This is a genomic window from Chloroflexota bacterium (assembly GCA_040902225.1).
In the GTDB taxonomy this organism is placed as follows: domain Bacteria; phylum Chloroflexota; class Limnocylindria; order QHBO01; family QHBO01; genus CF-167.
The window spans coordinates 611,332-626,917 of record JBBDXT010000004.1 but is presented as its reverse complement, the minus strand read 5'-3'; the positions used below and the strand labels follow the sequence as shown (position 1 = coordinate 626,917).

16 protein-coding genes are annotated in these 15,586 nt (G+C 68.4%); 3 read left to right on the top strand and 13 right to left on the bottom strand.

Features of this window, described 5'->3' with window-relative positions; all coding sequences use genetic code 11:
- Positions 1–9 precede the first annotated feature (9 nt).
- From WEB29_05435 to WEB29_05425, 3 genes are all read left to right on the top strand, one after another.
- Positions 10–1,179: an NAD(P)-binding domain-containing protein gene (locus WEB29_05435; GenBank protein MEX2136392.1), complete on the top strand. Its 1,170-nt coding sequence runs from the start codon at positions 10–12 to the stop codon at positions 1,177–1,179.
- A 47-nt stretch (positions 1,180–1,226) separates the two neighbouring features.
- A complete protein-coding gene (locus tag WEB29_05430) occupies positions 1,227–1,880 on the top strand; it encodes a hypothetical protein (GenBank protein MEX2136391.1) in 654 nt (217 codons plus the stop codon).
- Positions 1,881–2,036: 156 nt separating this feature from the next.
- Positions 2,037–2,711, top strand: coding sequence for an isoprenylcysteine carboxylmethyltransferase family protein (locus WEB29_05425; GenBank protein MEX2136390.1), 675 nt, complete (start codon positions 2,037–2,039; stop codon positions 2,709–2,711).
- A gap of 524 nt (positions 2,712–3,235) precedes the next feature.
- Here the strand turns inward: WEB29_05425 and WEB29_05420 are convergent.
- The 13 genes from WEB29_05420 to WEB29_05360 all read right to left on the bottom strand — a co-directional run bounded on the left by WEB29_05420 (position 3,236) and on the right by WEB29_05360 (position 15,519).
- Positions 3,236–4,519: a nitrilase-related carbon-nitrogen hydrolase gene (locus WEB29_05420; protein MEX2136389.1), complete on the bottom strand. Its 1,284-nt coding sequence runs from the start codon at positions 4,517–4,519 to the stop codon at positions 3,236–3,238.
- A 26-nt stretch (positions 4,520–4,545) separates the two neighbouring features.
- Positions 4,546–4,752 carry a hypothetical protein gene (locus WEB29_05415; protein MEX2136388.1) on the bottom strand — a complete coding sequence of 69 codons (207 nt, stop codon included), beginning with the start codon at positions 4,750–4,752 and terminating at the stop codon, positions 4,546–4,548.
- A gap of 6 nt (positions 4,753–4,758) precedes the next feature.
- Positions 4,759–5,091, bottom strand: a complete 333-nt coding sequence (locus tag WEB29_05410; protein MEX2136387.1) for a cupin — start codon at positions 5,089–5,091, stop codon at positions 4,759–4,761.
- Between the two features lie 17 nt (positions 5,092–5,108).
- Positions 5,109–5,381: a hypothetical protein gene (locus tag WEB29_05405; protein ID MEX2136386.1), complete on the bottom strand. Its 273-nt coding sequence runs from the start codon at positions 5,379–5,381 to the stop codon at positions 5,109–5,111.
- Positions 5,382–5,474: 93 nt separating this feature from the next.
- A complete protein-coding gene (locus tag WEB29_05400) occupies positions 5,475–6,785 on the bottom strand; it encodes a glycosyltransferase family 2 protein (protein MEX2136385.1) in 1,311 nt (436 codons plus the stop codon).
- Positions 6,782–8,188 carry an MFS transporter gene (locus WEB29_05395; GenBank protein ID MEX2136384.1) on the bottom strand — a complete coding sequence of 469 codons (1,407 nt, stop codon included), beginning with the start codon at positions 8,186–8,188 and terminating at the stop codon, positions 6,782–6,784. Before WEB29_05395 ends, WEB29_05400 begins: the two co-directional genes overlap by 4 nt.
- Before the next feature lie 3 nt (positions 8,189–8,191).
- Positions 8,192–8,398, bottom strand: coding sequence for a DUF951 domain-containing protein (locus WEB29_05390; protein ID MEX2136383.1), 207 nt, complete (start codon positions 8,396–8,398; stop codon positions 8,192–8,194).
- Between the two features lie 2 nt (positions 8,399–8,400).
- The gene (locus tag WEB29_05385) at positions 8,401–9,774 is read right to left on the bottom strand and encodes a TldD/PmbA family protein (protein MEX2136382.1); all 1,374 of its coding nucleotides are present in this window, start codon (positions 9,772–9,774) and stop codon (positions 8,401–8,403) included.
- Positions 9,768–11,216, bottom strand: a complete 1,449-nt coding sequence (locus tag WEB29_05380) for a TldD/PmbA family protein (GenBank protein ID MEX2136381.1) — start codon at positions 11,214–11,216, stop codon at positions 9,768–9,770. The genes WEB29_05385 and WEB29_05380 overlap by 7 nt, the downstream gene beginning before the upstream one ends.
- Before the next feature lie 7 nt (positions 11,217–11,223).
- A complete protein-coding gene (locus WEB29_05375; protein MEX2136380.1) occupies positions 11,224–11,895 on the bottom strand; it encodes a DUF881 domain-containing protein in 672 nt (223 codons plus the stop codon).
- Entirely contained in the window at positions 11,895–12,647 is a 753-nt protein-coding gene (locus tag WEB29_05370) for a DUF881 domain-containing protein (protein MEX2136379.1), read from the bottom strand. The genes WEB29_05375 and WEB29_05370 overlap by 1 nt, the downstream gene beginning before the upstream one ends.
- Complete coding sequence (locus tag WEB29_05365; GenBank protein MEX2136378.1) at positions 12,644–13,957, bottom strand: peptidase MA family metallohydrolase; 1,314 nt, start codon at positions 13,955–13,957, stop codon at positions 12,644–12,646. The genes WEB29_05370 and WEB29_05365 overlap by 4 nt, the downstream gene beginning before the upstream one ends.
- The gene (locus tag WEB29_05360) at positions 13,945–15,519 is read right to left on the bottom strand and encodes a peptide ABC transporter substrate-binding protein (protein ID MEX2136377.1); all 1,575 of its coding nucleotides are present in this window, start codon (positions 15,517–15,519) and stop codon (positions 13,945–13,947) included. The genes WEB29_05365 and WEB29_05360 overlap by 13 nt, the downstream gene beginning before the upstream one ends.
- Positions 15,520–15,586 lie beyond the last annotated feature (67 nt).

Below are 15,586 nucleotides of genomic sequence, written 5' to 3'. Positions count from 1 at the left end.
CTCCCCGGCATGGACATCGCCGGCCGCAACGAGATGACCCAGGGTCAGCCGAACGACGTGGTGCACGTCCAGACCGTGGTCATCGGCGGCGGTCAGGCAGGCCTGGCGGTCGGCCATTCCCTGGCGCGGCGCGGCCTGCCGTTTGTGATCCTGGATGCCCATGCGCGGATCGGTGACGCGTGGCGTACACGGTGGGACTCGCTCCGCTTATTCAGCGCGGCTCGCTACGACGCCTTGCCGGGGATGCCCTTCCCCGGGCGAGCCGACTCATTCCCCACCAAGGATGAGATGGCCGACTACCTCGGGGCGTATGCCGCCCGGTTCGAGCTCCCCGTTCGGACGCGAGTCAGGGTCGACCGCCTGCGAAGGCGCGGCGACCGATTCGAGCTGACAGCGGGCACCATGCGGTTCGCGGCCGACAACGTCGTCGTGGCCATGGGCAGCCACCAGGTGCCGTTCGTTCCTCCGTTTGCCGGCGAGCTGGATCCTGGCATCGTCCAGCTGCACGCGGCGGAGTATCGCAATCCATCTCAGCTCCGAGAGGGCAATGTGCTGGTGGTGGGGGTCGGCAACTCTGGCGGCGAGATTGCGGTGGAGGTCGCGGCCCGGCACGCGACCTCGCTGGCGGGGAAGGAGGTCGGTGTCGTCCCCTTCCGCATCGACAGCCTCATCGCGCGGCGCGTCGTGTTGCCGCTGCTGTTCCGATTCATCGCGCACCACCTGCTAACCGTCGACACCCCGCTCGGCCGGAGAATGCGCCCAAAGCTGCTCTCGCACGGCCAGCCGCTCGTCCGGGTCAAGCCATCCGACCTGGCCGCCGCCGGAGTCGAACGCGTCGGCAGGGTGGTGGGCGTCCGCGACGGGCTGCCGGTCCTGGAAGACGGGCGCAGCCTCGAGGTGGCGAACGTCATCTGGTGCACGGGATACCGCCCGGCGTTCTCGTGGATCGACCTCCCCGTGATCGATGCGGCAGGGCATGAGCCGCGGCACTACCGCGGGATCGTCGGCGACGAGCCCGGCCTCTACTTCGTCGGCCTGTTCTTCCAGTACGCGATGTCGTCCGGATTCCTGCCGGGGGTGGGAAGGGACGCCGAGCACGTCGTCGCAGCCATCGCGGCTCGCGCCGACGAACCGGTCCGCCGGCCGTCCGCTCGGTCAATCAGAGCCGAAAGGGGCTGAACCCAGCTTTGGAGGTACCCGCGACCGCGGGAGAAAGCAGGAACGCCATGGGCCAGATCGATACGACGAGAGCGCGATGGCGAGCGGCCATCGTTGCCGTTGCTCCCGCGGTGCTGTTGGCCGGATTCGCATACCACCCCTTTCTGCACCACCCGACGGACCCGATGACGATCGCCGCAGCGGCGGCGGCCGACACGACGCGCTGGGGCATCGCACACCTCGCCGTCGCCGTTGGCTACGGGCTTGCGATGCTCGCCTTCATCGCCATCCGGAGCTACCTCCGCGAGGCGGGCGAGGAGCGCTGGAGCGCCACGGCGCTCCCGTTCATCGTCCTGGGCAGCACCCTCTTCGCCGTCCTGCCGGGAATGGAATTCGCCCCACTCGCTGCTGCCGAAACTGGAGCCGACGGCGCGGCGATCCAAGCCGCGCTGATTCCATGGTTCGTGCCCATTCTGTTGACCGGCGGGATTAGCTTCGCCGTTGGGGCACTTGGCTTCGGGATGGCGATTGCTCGCAGCGGGGTCACGAGCAGGCCGGCGACTTGGCTCGTCGTTGGCGCGCTGGTCGTGATGGCTGCCGCGCGCTTCGCCCCTCTCAGCGCGGCGCCCTACGTCATCGCCGCGGCCGGCATCCTGGCGCTTTGGCCCCTGGCGTATGTGATGTGGGCACATCCGCAGGCGCGATCGGGGGAACTGCCGTGACCGCTGCCAGCGACTTGATCGGGAATGAGCGCGTCAGACCGCGACGGCAGCCGCGGGATCCAGTCCGCGCTCCGGGCTGGTGCGTGGGGCGACAACTGCTCCCGAAGATTTCCCGGCGCTCATGCGCAAGGTGAATGCCACGAGGAGTGATGCGTGATGCTGCCGAACGACGCCGTCGCGGTCCTCGTGCTTGTCATCTCGGCTGCCTGGTTGGCCGGCTGGATCCTGGTCAGTCGGTGGGAGAACACCAAGCACACGGAGGCGAGGCGCCGCGAGCTCGAGGCTGAGCGGGAGGCCCGGGCCTGCCGCGGTGCGCGCCCATTCGCCTGGCGGGCCTGGGAAATCGGTGCGCGCACGGGGCTCGTCCTGGTCCCGACCCTGTTCGTCGTCGATGGGTTCGGTGTTCCGCTCGGTCTCCTGTACGCACCGTCGCTTACCTACGGCGGCCCCCTTGCGCTCCCACTCCAGATCCTGGGCGTCGCCTGCGCCGCAGCCGGGTTGGTGATCCTGTTCTGGGTGGGTCGGATCCTTGCGGTCAACGTGTACCGAATGGCGACCGATGAGCGTGAGCTGTTGCAGAGCGGGATCTATGCGTCCATCCGTCACCCGTTCTACCTTCACTTCTTCCTCCTGCCCATCGGCATGCTGCTCCTGACGCTCAACCCCGTCATGCTCGTGGTCCTCCTCGCGTACCTGACGCTCGACGGACCGGTGCTGCCGTCCACGTGGGTGCGTGACGAGGAACGCGAACTGGCCGGGCGCCACGGGCCAACCTATGCCGCCTACCACGAAAGGACGGGACGGTGGCTGCCTCGCATTCAGCGGCGCTGATCGGTCGCGGCGCGCGATCGCCTGACCGCAGTGTCGAAGTTCACACATGAGCGGGACTAGGTCCACGCGTACTCGGTGAGCGGTCCGGCAGGCCGCGCGGCGGCCCGAGTCTGGGCATCGTGGAGGTCTTCTGACCTTCCGAAGAGTCTTGGGAGGCTCCTGAGCCGTTACAGCGGCTCGGGCGTGTTCGACGATGAACACATAATTATGCCGATCACGGTCCCGTTCCTACGCTCGAAGCACAGCGCTCGGCGGCGGATGCATGTCAAGCAAGTGCTCTAACCAGCTGAGCTAGCCGCCCGCCGATATCGTGCTCAGGATGAACTCATGCCTGTAAGACATTGTTGTTATTTCAGCCGAGCCGATTCGTATTACAGCACATCAAGCCACTGCTCGAAACAGCCGAGTTAGCCGCCAACCGATTCGTCCAGTCTCGTGCTCAGTTGAGTCGGACGAATCATCAATGGAGCTCGTCGATCCCCGCCGGGAGACGCGGCCGATACGCCGGAACCATCCGCCGGTGCTTAGCCTGATCCCGCGTCGTCGCGGCGAGTCGCACTTCCTGAGCCGGGACCCGACAGCGGTCCGAGCCTGTCCATGACCAGCCCTGCGGCGAAGCCATGGCGGTAAGGGCCGGCGAGTGGCGGCGGAGCGTCGCGGAGCTGCTTCCAGAGCCGCTTCAGGCCGGCCGTCCCGTACTCGCGCGTCGTGGTGACCGCGTCGAGGTCGAGGACCTGGGTCAGGAACTCCTCGCCAGACCCACCGACCACCATCAGCCGCCCCTCTGGATCGACGATGACCGAGCGCCCGCCGCCGAACATCCCGCCGTTGTTGGGGGAGACGACGAAGACCTGGTTGACGATCGCATTCGCCCGGGCGAGGACGAGTTCCTGCTCCCGGTCGACAGTCCGCGTGGCGGTCGGCTGGAGGATGACCTCGGCGCCGAGCCAGGCCAGCGTACGTGGGATCTCTGGCACCCACCCGTCGTAGCAGATCGCGAGCCCGAACCGACCCACCCCCGAGATGTCGAAGACCGCGTACGCATCACCCGGGTCGGTCTCCTCGTAAGGCATCCACGGGAATAGCTTTCGGTACGTCGAAACGAGCTCGCCGGCGGGCGAAACGACGAGGGCCGTGTTGTGGATCCGGTCGCCGGCCCGCTCGTAGACCGAGCCGGCCGCGATCCACTTGCCGACTTGTCTCGCCAAGTCCGCCACTCGCTCTGCGAGCGGTCCTGGGATTAGCTCGGCGACGCTCGCCGCGTACCCCGCGGGCGGATCGTCACCGTAGGAGCCGAGAGCCGATAGATAGAGCTCCGGGAAGACATACAGGTCGAGGGCCGGGAAGGCCGCTGCCAGGCGGCGGACCTCGTGGCTGAACTTGTCCAAGGTTACCTCAACGTCGTACGGGCGCGGCGCGACTTGGACGCCGACGACGCCGATCGCGCGAGCCATCGACGGGCAGGACGCGGCGGGGGTCGCGGACAGGTGTTCGTGGATCGCCAGCCAGCGACCGTCCGGCTCGCGCCGGAAGACGATGGTCTCGCGCTCGTCGGAGGCGACCTCCTCGCCGCCGATGATGGCGCGGGTGGCAACGCGATGGGTGAAGACCGCGGCATCGCCGGCCACCTGGACGCGCTGGTCGCTCGAGTCGCACGACAAGACCCGGAAGCCGTCCGCCTCCCAGCGGTCGAACTCGGCCTCGTACTCGGCGCGCGCGCCGAGGAAGGCCGCGGTCGTATAGAACACGAACGTCGCATCCGGCGCGAAATGGGCGAAGTAGTCGGCGCAGTGGAAAGCCGCCGTCAGTCGGATGGGTCCACCGCGCGCTTGGATCAGCTGCGCGCGCGGCGCCCGATCAGATGTGCGGCGAGCGCCAGGCCAGCGATCGTCAACAGCAGGATGAGCACGTTGCCGCCGGTTCCGCTGGCGAAGGCGAACGGCGCGAAGATCCACCAGCCCGAGAAGATGAAGAAGAGGGTCAGCAGGCCGGCAATCACCCAGAGCACCATTGCGATCACCGAGCGAACCGTCCAGGACATCTGGGCTTACCAGTCGATCGTGACGCAGGGCTCGTCGCCGAGCACCCAGGCGAGGTGACCCGGCGAGATCTCGAGGTAGTCCCCCGCCCGGCCGATCACCTCGGTCCCATCGTCCATCAGGTAGCGGATGCGACCGGACAGGATCACTTCTCGATGCTCCATTGGGCAGGAGGGATCGTCGCCCATCGGCTTGACGTACTGCTCCCAGCTCCAGCCGGGCTGCATCACCGAGCGCATGACCATGTTGTCGCCGATCTGGATCAGCTCGGCGCGGCTCCCGTCATCGGTTGGATAGACCTCGTCGGGCTCGTTGAAGCTCCGTCGCTCGATGCCGGCCATGCCTGCCTCGGCGGCGCTCAGCGATTCCAGTCGGTGGAATACGGCGCGACCCCGAGCACCCGATGGATCTCGGCCCGGTACCGCACCCCCGAAGGATGGCGCACCAGCCAGCGCAGGTAGTCCGGGTCGACGCTGGCAAGCTCCTGCAGCGTCCTGCCGGCGTAGTGGCCGAAGTCCAGCCGCGTGGGATCGAACGACGCAGCCAGCGGCGTATCCAGTCCAGGGCCTACGGGCTGCAGAGGATCCTCGTCGACGTGAAACGCCTGTGGGTCGTCGGGGTGCTCCGCCATGCCAATCGCCTCCATCCGTTCGCCATCGGGCGAGCGCGTGCCGCGATCCTACGCTCCGCCATGCGACCCTGCATCACGTTCATGCGTGGCCGCTTATCTGTTTGGCTGGTGCCCGGTGCGGCGCGTCTGGACAAAGCTCGTCGCATGCCGGCCGGCCGCGATCCGCAGCAGGGCGGCGGGCACCACCAGCAGCCAGTGCGACAGGAAGAGTGAGCCCCTGCCGGCTCGTCCAATGAGCCCAGGCCCCCGCTCTCCCTGCGCCGCCAGCCCGGCGAGAGCAAGCAGGAACGACCCGATCCCGTACCCCAGGAAGAGGGACGCCGGGACGGTCCAGTCGGCGGCGCGTGGCAGCGGGATGGTCAGCAGGCTGGCGATGATCGTCGTCACGAAGAGCGGAGGAATCACGAACTCGCCGGTGAATGCCAGGAAATCGAGCTTCCGGCTGAGCGGCACGTGCTCTGCACGCAGCAGGCCAGGCCCGAGCTCGATCAGGCGCCGGATGCTCCCCTCCGCCCAGCGCAGCCGCTGCCGCCAGAGGCCAGGGAGCGTCGTCACCGCCTCTTCTCCGACCTCCACCTGCGGAGCCAGGGCGATCCGCTCCCCCGCCGCAACGAGGCGGGTCGAGAGTTCAAGGTCCTCGGTCAGCGCGGTCGGGTTCCAGCCGCCGAGCCGCTCCAACGCATCGCGCCGCACGAACATGCCGTTGCCGCGGAGCTCGGCGGTGCCGTCGGTGGCACGCCGGCCACACTGGCTGGCCATGTCCATCAGGAGCTCCTCGTCCTGTGCCGCGGCGAACCAGCCGTGGCCGCGGTTGTGGACCCGGCGCTGGGCCTGGATGGCGGCCGCACCCGGATCGGCCTGCCAGGCGCGCATGACCCGGGTCACGAACTCGGGGGACACGCCTGCGTCGGCGTCCAGCACCCCGATCACCGCGCCTCGCGTGTGCGCGTGGGCGAAGGCCAGCGCCGCCGCCTTCGTCCTGGGCCCGACCCCGGGCTCGCGGCGCATGACCTGGATCCGATCCGGCTGCGTGCTGGCCGCATGGCGGGCCAGCGCCCCGGTCTCATCGGTCGAGCCATCGTCCACGACGACGATGTCGAAGCGGCGTTCCCCGGCTTGTGCGTAGTCCTGTGCCGCCAGCGAAGCGAGCGTGGCGGCGATCACCGGTGCCTCGTTGCGGGCGGCGACCAGGAGCGTGACCCATGGCTGATCGCCCGGAGTAGCCGTCGCACGATGCGCGTCACGCATCGCCCCGTAGCCGCGCAGCGCGAGATAGGCGACGTACACCAGGGAGATGGCGATCGCCGCCTGCAGAGCGCGCGCCACGACGGCGAACGTGATCGCCATCCAGGCGATGACGGCCGAAGCGACCAGGATGGATGCGGCGAGGACCCGCGTCGTCATGCCGCGGCGGGGCCTGCCGGGTCGGCGCGGTGCAACCCCGCGGCCCTGTTCCGGCGCCATGAGGCGATTCCCAGCCCCAGCGTGACGAGTCCCAGGATGGCCATCACGACCGGGATCCCAGCGCCCTTGAAGGCGATGTTCACCAGGTCGGCTGCAGCTGGCGCGACCAGAACCGGCAGGAAGGATGCAACCGACAGCAGGGTATTGAGGATGCCGAAGATCCGGCCACGGACCTCCACCGGCAGGTCCTCCTGCAGGGCGGTCTGAGCCGGGATGGCGACAAACGCGTACTCCACACCGGCCGTGATCGCGATCACCACGACGAGAGCGATCAGCGACAGGAGCGGGCTGAGGGCGGCCGGCAGGTTGTTTTCGATCGGCTCCAGGGCAGGCGACACGAGAACGGTGATCGGCTTCACCAGCGCAAGGGCGATCAGGGTCACGCCCATTGCCACCAGACCGCAGTCGATGAGGAGCCGTCTCGGGATCTTGCCGCCGTATGCGTTCAGCAGGAGGATTCCAAGCACGGCGCCCATGCCCGCCGGACCCATCACAAAGAAGAAGTCCTGGGGCCGCAGCAGCAGGATGTCCGTTGCGAAGCCAGGCCCGATGGCACCCATCACCGCGATCAGGCTGGCAGCGATCCCGAGATAGGCCAGCGACCAGGCGATCGCTCGATGGCCGCGCACGAAGGCGATGCCCTCCTTCAGCTGGTCGAAGACCACGGTGAGCGCCTGCCCGGTCTCCCTCACTCCGATCTCCGCGTGCTTCTCGGGTGGGACGGCCGGCAGCGGCACGATCGCGAGCGCAGCGAGGCCGAACATGACCGCCACCACGATGAACAGGGCCTCCACTCCTGCGGTCGTCAGCAGCAGCGGGCCCAGGAAGCCAAAGCCGATGGCGAAGGTTGCGTTGATGGTCAGCACAAAGGTCGAGTTGGCAGCCATCAGCTGCCGTCGATCGACGAGGCGCGGGATCGCCGTCAGCTCGGCCGGCACGAAGAAGGCGGTCACCGTCGCGACCAGGAGGTTGATGACGAAGATCAGCCCGACGTTGCTGCCGACCAGCAGGAAGAGGACGATCCCGCCACCGCGCAGAAGGTTCGAGGCAAGCATGATCAGGCGTGCATCGCTGCGTTCGACGAGGACCCCGGCGATGGCGCTGAAGGCGACCGCCGGCACCAGGAAGGTGAGGATCAGGACGGCGTTGGCCGTGTTCGACCTGGTTGCCAGCACCACCGTGGCCATGAGTCCGGCCAGCACCATGTTGCTGGCCAGCTGGCTGAGCACCTGGGCCACCCACAACAGGACGAACGAGCGATTCGCAAATACCGAGCCGGAAGGCTCGGAGACCGGCAGATCGGCCGGCAGCTCAACGTGTGGAGGCAGCTCGATGTGGGCCATCGGTCAGTCCTCCGTCCGCGGGCCGCGCTCGAGGTGCGCGGTGAAGCGGCGCTCGACGTCGAGCCGGTCCATCAGGATCCGATGGCCACAGCCCTCGCAGACCAGCCCGATGTCCGCCCCGATGCGGGTCACGCGCCACTCCCGGGCGCCGCACGGGTGGGCCTTGCGCAGCGCGATCCGGTCGCCGATGCGCAGGTCGACCGCGGCCACAACTAGCCCTGAGCCTCGGCGCCGGTGGCTCCGGTGAAGGCGAACTTCGCGAGCCGCAGGGCCGGCACCCGCGCGTTGATGCCGGAGTACTCCGCCGCGACGAGGCGGGTCTCGGAGCCGATGGCCTCGATGGCGCTGAACGCCTCGGGGATCGACTGGGTGAATCGCAGGTTGCGAATCGGGCGCGTGATCCGGCCGTCCTCGATCAGGAAGGTGCCGTCCTTGGTCATGCCCGTCAGGATGCCCCGCTTGGCGTGGATGATGTTGACGTAGTGGAAACGCGTGACCCACACGCCGCGCTCGATGCCTGACAGCATCACCTCCTTGGCGCTCGAGCCTGGGGACATGAACAGGTTCCAAGCCATCGGGCCAAAGGCATTCGGTGCGGGCAGACCATGCCCGGTCGAGGCGACCCCTGCGCGAGCCGCCGTCGCGGTATCGTGGACCACCGCGTGCGCCACGCCGTCGCTGATCAGGTCGACCCGCTGCTTGGGGACGCCCTCGTAGTCAATCGCGGTCGGCAGCCCGAGCGGATCCAGGCCGTCGTCCCAGATCGAGACGTTCGGCCCCATGATCCGTTGGCCGAGGTCCATGAACGAGCGCCCCTCCTCCACGGCCAGGGCGGAGAAACCCATCCAGGAGAGGTATTCGAGGATCGTCGCGACCGCGTACTCCTCGAGGATGACCGGGTACTCGCCGGGCTCGAGCTCAACTGCATCGGTGCTCCGGGATGCCTTGTCCGCTGCCTCCTCGCCCACCGCCGCCGGGTCGAAGGCGCGAACATCCGGGCCGGTCGCCTGGGCGTAGCCCGACGCGCCGTTGCCGTCCATCATCACCGTCAGCAGCTTGGCCTGTGTGACCGAGTGCGTGTTCCGCATGCCGCGCGAGTTGGCAACGGCGAGGGTGGCCGTCTCGGTCGAGAAGGCTCCGCTGGATTCGAGGTGCGCCGCATCGCCGGCGGCGATCACAGCGCGGGCGCCCGCGGCACGCAGCTCTGGATCGGCCCGAGCGGTGGCGGCCACGAAGCCCAGCTCAGCATCGGCAGTGGACGGAATGGGGTCGGCCAGCGGTGCACCATGCGGGTTCGGGGTTGCAAGCGCCAACGTCGCCGAAGCGCGCTCCACCGCCTCCTGCAGCCCATCATTGTCGAGTCGGTTGGTGCTGGCCACCCCGGTGCGAGCGTCGCGCACCAACCGGATGCGCAGGGTCGCATCACGCTCGGCCACGTTCTGGTGGATTCGCGAGTTGGCGAAGCGGGTCAGTGCCGCATTCCGCTCGGTGAAGATCGCCTCCGCCTCGGCGTCGGTCGCCAGGGAGAGCACGTGGGTCAGCAGCGACTCGAGCGCCGCCGGATCCCGGCCGCCCGGCTCTACCATCGCCCGACCCCGACCTCCACCCCACGGAAACGGGCGGGGGCGGCGCCGTGGCCGACACCGTGGGTCTGCATCGGCTCCCCCTTGCCGCAATTCGGGACGCCCCACAGGGTCCACTCAGACGGGCTGCAGATCGCATCGCAGCTGCCCCAGAAGCGCGGCGTGATCCCCGTATAGGTGGGGTTCTTGACCATCTGCGTCAGCCGACCGTTCTTGATCAGCCAGCCGACCTCCGTCCCGAACTGGAAGTTGAGGCGTCGGTCATCGATGCTCCACGCATGATTGGTGCTGACGAAGAGACCCTCGGACGTGTCCGCGATGAGGTCGTCGAGCGTGCCGGCTACGCCGGGCAGCAGGTTGACGTTGGTCATGCGGATCAGCGGAATCACGTTCCAGCCGGAGGCGCGGCTGCTGCCCATGCTGCGGCGACCGATGATCGGGGCGGTCTCGCGACTGGTGAGATAGCCAACGAGGCGCCCGGCGGTCACGATCGGGACCTTCTGGGCGGCCACTCCTTCGTCGTCGAAGCCGAAGGTGCCGAGCCCCCCGGGCGCGGTCGCATCGGCCTCAATGTTCACGATCTCGCTGCCGTATTGCAGCTTGTCGAGCTTGTCGATGGTCAGGAAACTCGTCCCCGCGAAGCTCGCTTCCATACCCAGCACGCGATCCAGCTCGATCGGATGGCCGCAGGACTCGTGCACCTGGAGCGCCAGCTGCGGTGAGTCGACGATCAGCGTCATCTCGCCCGACGGGCATTGCGGCGCATCCAGCAGTGCGACCGCCTCTTCGGCGATGCGCTGGGCGTTGTCATCCAGGTGCAGGTCGCGGATCGCCTCGAAGCCGCCGGTGACGTGCTGACCCCCCGCTGATTGGGGGTAGCTGCGGCGCTGGACCTCGTGCTCGTTGAAGGCCATCGCCTCGATCCCGGCCCCGGAATCAACGATCTCCTGCTCGATGCGGGCGCCCTCGCTCGACGCGAAGGTCTTGCGCTCCCGACCGAAATCCATGCTGCTTGTCCGCAGGGTGACGCCCGCGACCTTGCCCATGACCGCATCGGCCTCGAACATCAGACGCAGCTTCTCGTCCAGGGGCACCTCGAAGGGGTCCTCGCGATACGGGGTGCGGTATACCGCCACGGCCGCCGGCGAGTCGTCGAGCACGATCGGCTCCCGCAAGGCCAGGCCGCTTGCCCGCGCGATGTCCACCGCCTCGCGGGCCGTGCGTTCCACCTCGGCCCGCTCCATCCGCGAGCTGCCGGCGAATCCCCACGCCCCGTCGACCAGGACCCGGACACCGAATCCGGCTGACCGGTTGGAGCTCGCCTCGGCGAGATTCCCGTTCTTGACGGTCAGCGACTCGGTCCCCCGTTCAACGATGCGAATGTCGGCATACCCCGCGCCCGCGCTTCGCGCAACGTCGAGGGCCAGGTCGATCAGCTCTTGCATCGTCTCCTCATTCGACCGGCTTGCCGACCACCGGCTGCAACGAGAGGGCGGTCGCCGGCAGCTCCAACGACTCCGCCTGCCGTATCTGGATGGTTGCCTTGATGAACAGCTCCAGCTGCGAAATGATCCCCCCAGGGCGCTCGATCGCGCCAAGCAGCCCGTCCGGCGACCCGATCGCGCGCAGCGAGAACCGCTCCCCAATCTCGACCCCGTCGAGCTCGAGCGCGCGCGGACCCTCCGTCGCCACCGAGCGAGCCGTGATCCGTACGTCATCGACCGCGATCGCCTCCGCGCCCGCGTTGCGAAGCTCGTTGACCAGGTCATTGAGCGCGATCGCATCGAGGTTGCCGTCCACATCGATCACGATCCCCTGCCCGTCAACCGCCGCCAGTCCGCCGAAGGCGGTGATGCGTCGGAGATCCTCCCGGCTGACCTGGAGGGCGCTCTCGCCCTGCGGACCGGACACTTCGTACTGGCGCAGCTGCTCCCGGATGTCGGCCAGGCCGGAGCGCAGCTCGCGGTTGCGCGCGGTGAGCGTCTCGATCAGGGTCGACAGCTCGGGCGCCGACAGACGGCTGATCTCGATCGGGCGCGCCTGGGAATTCAGCTGGCCAACCCCAAGCAGCCCGATCAGCATGGCCACTGCAAAGAGGGTCGCCTGCGCAACGCGACTCTTCATCAGGGCGGCTCTTCGGCCGGGACAGCCCAGCGGAATCGGGTGTTGCCGACGAAGGCTCGCAGTTCAATGGCATCCGCCGTCTGGCTCGCGAACTCCAGCCCGAACACCTCGATGCGCTGAGCCACGCGACCCAGGAAGGTTGGGTTCGTAGCGAACCGGTCGAGCAGGCCCTCGGCACCGATCGCCTGGATCCGGAACGGGGGCGAAAGAAATGCGGTGTTGACGAGCACCGATGCTCCCACCCCATAGATTGACGAGGTCGCCACCAGCCGTTCGCCGTTGATCGCGATCGCCTCGGCGCCCGATGCCCAGAGCGCGACCACGATGTCGCGCAGGTCGTCGACCAGCACGATGTAGTTGGCGGGATTCTCGCCGTCGGGGATCACGCGGTTGGAGTCGGCGATCTCGATCACCACCCCGGGCCCTCGCAAGGGCGTCAGACCGACCGCCAGACGCGCATCCTCCAGGCGCCGATTCACCTCCGCCAGGGCCGATGTCGAGGTCGTGGAAGCCTTCTGGAACTCCAGCACCTGCGCCTCTGCCGCGGCGAGCTGGCCACGAAGCTCCGCCTGCTCTTCCTCGAGCTGCGAGACCTGGTCCGCGAGCACCTGCTGGACCGAGGTGGTGAACTGGGCCCTCTCCGGCGACCCGTTCCACTGGGCGTACCCGACGAAGCCGATCACCGCCAGCGCCCCGGCGATGCTGACCGCCCATTGCGGGCTGACCAGCAGTCGCCTGCGACGGATGCTCATGGCTGTGCGTGGAGTCGCCGCCGACTTGCGACGAGGGCCACGGCGACCCCCACCCCTAACCCGATGAGGGCCACGGCCGGGATCCAGCCCACATCGCCACTCGAATCCACGGGCTCCTGCACGGGGGAGACTGAGGGAGCGGCGCTCTCGCCGGCAGGGGCGGGGACTTCCGGCTGAGGCGGCTTGTCGACGTTCGACGGCAGGATCGGTGCGGGCTGCACTGCGGTCGGCGCCGGGACACCGAACGACGCGAAGTAGGCGTCATACAGCTCGTCGACAGGGACTCCGGTCCCCGCTTCGAGCGCCTCGTCGTCGCCCGCACCATCCCGCCATGCGGCGGCGATGGCGGCGATCGCCTGCCGGCCGTGGGTGTCGATGATCATCTCCACCATCGTGGCCCCCTGGTCGTACGCGAGGCGCGCCGCCTGATCGCCGATCGGGAAGGACTCAGTGATGCCGTCGAAGGCCAGGAGAGCACCCGCATCGGCGGCCGATCGGACGGCACCCTCATGTCCGCTGGCCGATTGGTCCTCGGACCACACCGCCAGGCCCTCATTGAACCACTTGGCCGGCTCGTGGAATGGGTTGGTGGTGGCGTCCTGGAAGACAACGTGCGTCACCTCATGGGTCATCGTCGTCTCGAGATAGCTGTTCGACCCACCCCGCCGCCACATGAAGATCGTGCGCAGGGCCGGAAACGTCGCCGCGCCGGTCCATTCGTGGGCACCGGATCCCAGGGCGCCAAAGAAGTCGTCGCGCGAGTCGTAGACGAAGATGTCGATCGGGCCAGCCAGGTCGTGAGCGAGGAGCGTCTCCGCCGTCGCGGCAGCGTCCGCCGAGACAGAGCCGAAATGGCGAGCCAGCGTCTCGGCCCCGCCGTACCAGTGCACCGTGGCGGCTCCGATCCGCACCGCATGCCAGTCGAGTCCCGGCCGGTCATCGTCATGGAGGAGGGTCTTCTCGGGGCTGAGGCTCACCTGCTCGCCGGTCGTCGCCCGCCATCGATATGCGATCGACGTGTTCGGCGTGATGTGCCGGGTGCCGGTATCCCACACATATTCCGCGCTCGACGGGCCCGGGTCCACCGGGGCGACGACCGTGGAGTCGGAGCCTGCGAAGCGCAGCAGCAGCTCGAGCTGGTCGGGCGGGCCACCGGGCAGCTGAACGGCGAAGCGCATCTGCCCCCCGTAGGTCGCGCTCGCGGTCATGGAGCCGAAGCCACTGAATGCGGCAGTCGGAAGCGGCAGGGCGATCGTCAGAGCCAGCAAGATCGTCGCCAGCCGGGCGCCGCGTCGCATTACGGCTCCCACGACACCCTCCCAAGGTCGAGGAGGCCAGTGGTCAGGTTGCCCAGCCCGCGCAGGCCCGGCCGCACCAGCCACCAGCCGGCGCCATAGGCCCATGGAATGACGGGTACCTCGCTGTCGACCCGGTCGTCGACCGCGCGGTAGGCGATCGCCTGGTCTGCCTCGCTCTCGGCGCCGGATGCCGCCTCCAGCAGCCGCACGAATTCGGCATCGTCCCAGTGGCCGTAGTTGCTCGTTGCATCGGGCAGCAGGAGGAGGCTGTAGAGCGCGTACGGGGACGGATAGTCGGCGATCCAGTTGATGGTGAAGACCTGCGTTGCATCGACGACCAACGCCTTCAGGTAGTCGTTGAACTCCATCGTCTCAACCGCGAACTGCACGCCCAGCTCCTGCTCCCAGATCGCCACGGCCGGTCCGACACCCAGGCCGGAGCCGTTCACCGTGATCGTGCCGAGGCGGGTCCGATCCTCGTATCCAGCCGCATCGAGGAGGCGGCGCGCCTCGTCGAGATCGGTCACGTGGTCGTCCTCGAGCCCGTCCGGCCACAGCGCCGGCGGCACCACGCTCGAGGCCGGCGTGCCGCTGCTCCCCTCGGCGTTTGTCACCAGGCGCGGCCGATCCAGGGCGAGGGCGAACGCTCGGCGCACCCTCGCGTCGTCGAACGGAGGCCGGGTGGTGTCAAAGCCGAAATACTGGATGCCGAGCGCCGCCGAGCGGTGCAGCAACGGCCCGAGATCGCGGTCGTAGGCGAGCCATCCCGCATCGAACGACCCGACGCTGGCCAGATCGACCTCATCGTCAGCAAAGGCGGTGGCTGAGTCCCCGGTCAGATCGGTAACCCAGCGGATCTCGGTGATCGGCGGTGGGCCGGCGACGTACCGATCGTTGGCCCGCAGGACCAGATCGGCGCCATCGGTCCCGCGGGCGACGTACGGCCCGGAGCCGATGGAGTTGTCGATCGACTGCCAGCTGTCGTCGGTCCCGGTCGCTGTGCGTGGGACGACGAACGCCGTGGGAGTCGCTGCAATCGCGGTGAAGTAGGCGGCGGCGTGCTTGAGCCGGACGGTCAGCGTCCGTGCGTCGGATGCTTCGACGGCCACGCCATCCTCCGAGCCGCCGGCAAGTCGCTCGACAGCACCCTCGATGACGCTGAGCACGTCCGGCGCACTCGACCCCGTGGCGGGGTCCAGGATCCGGAGCCAGGAGCGACGCACGTCGGTGGCATCGAGCGGACTGCCATCGCTGAAGGTCAGCCCGGATCGCATGCGGAACGTGTACGTGCGACCGTCGTCGCTCATCGACCACGATTCGGCGAGCGAGGCGTATGGCTTGCCGTCCTCGTCGAGGCGTGTCAGGCCGGCGTACAGCTGAAGCAGAAACTGCACATCGCCGGCGCTGCCGATGAAGGCTGGATCGAGCGTGGCGGGCTCGCCACCGACATAGCGCAATGCCGGACCGGCTGCGGAGGCGGGATGCGCCGGCAGCGACGAAGTGAAGGCCAGGAGGATGGCTGCGAAGCCTGCGACAAGGCGCGGCAGCCGGCCCCGCGAGGTCAGGCGGCGCATGCGGGGGCTAGTATACGGGCCCGTGCAGCCGACCCATGATCACCGCTTTCGGCCGCAGCCAGCGGGG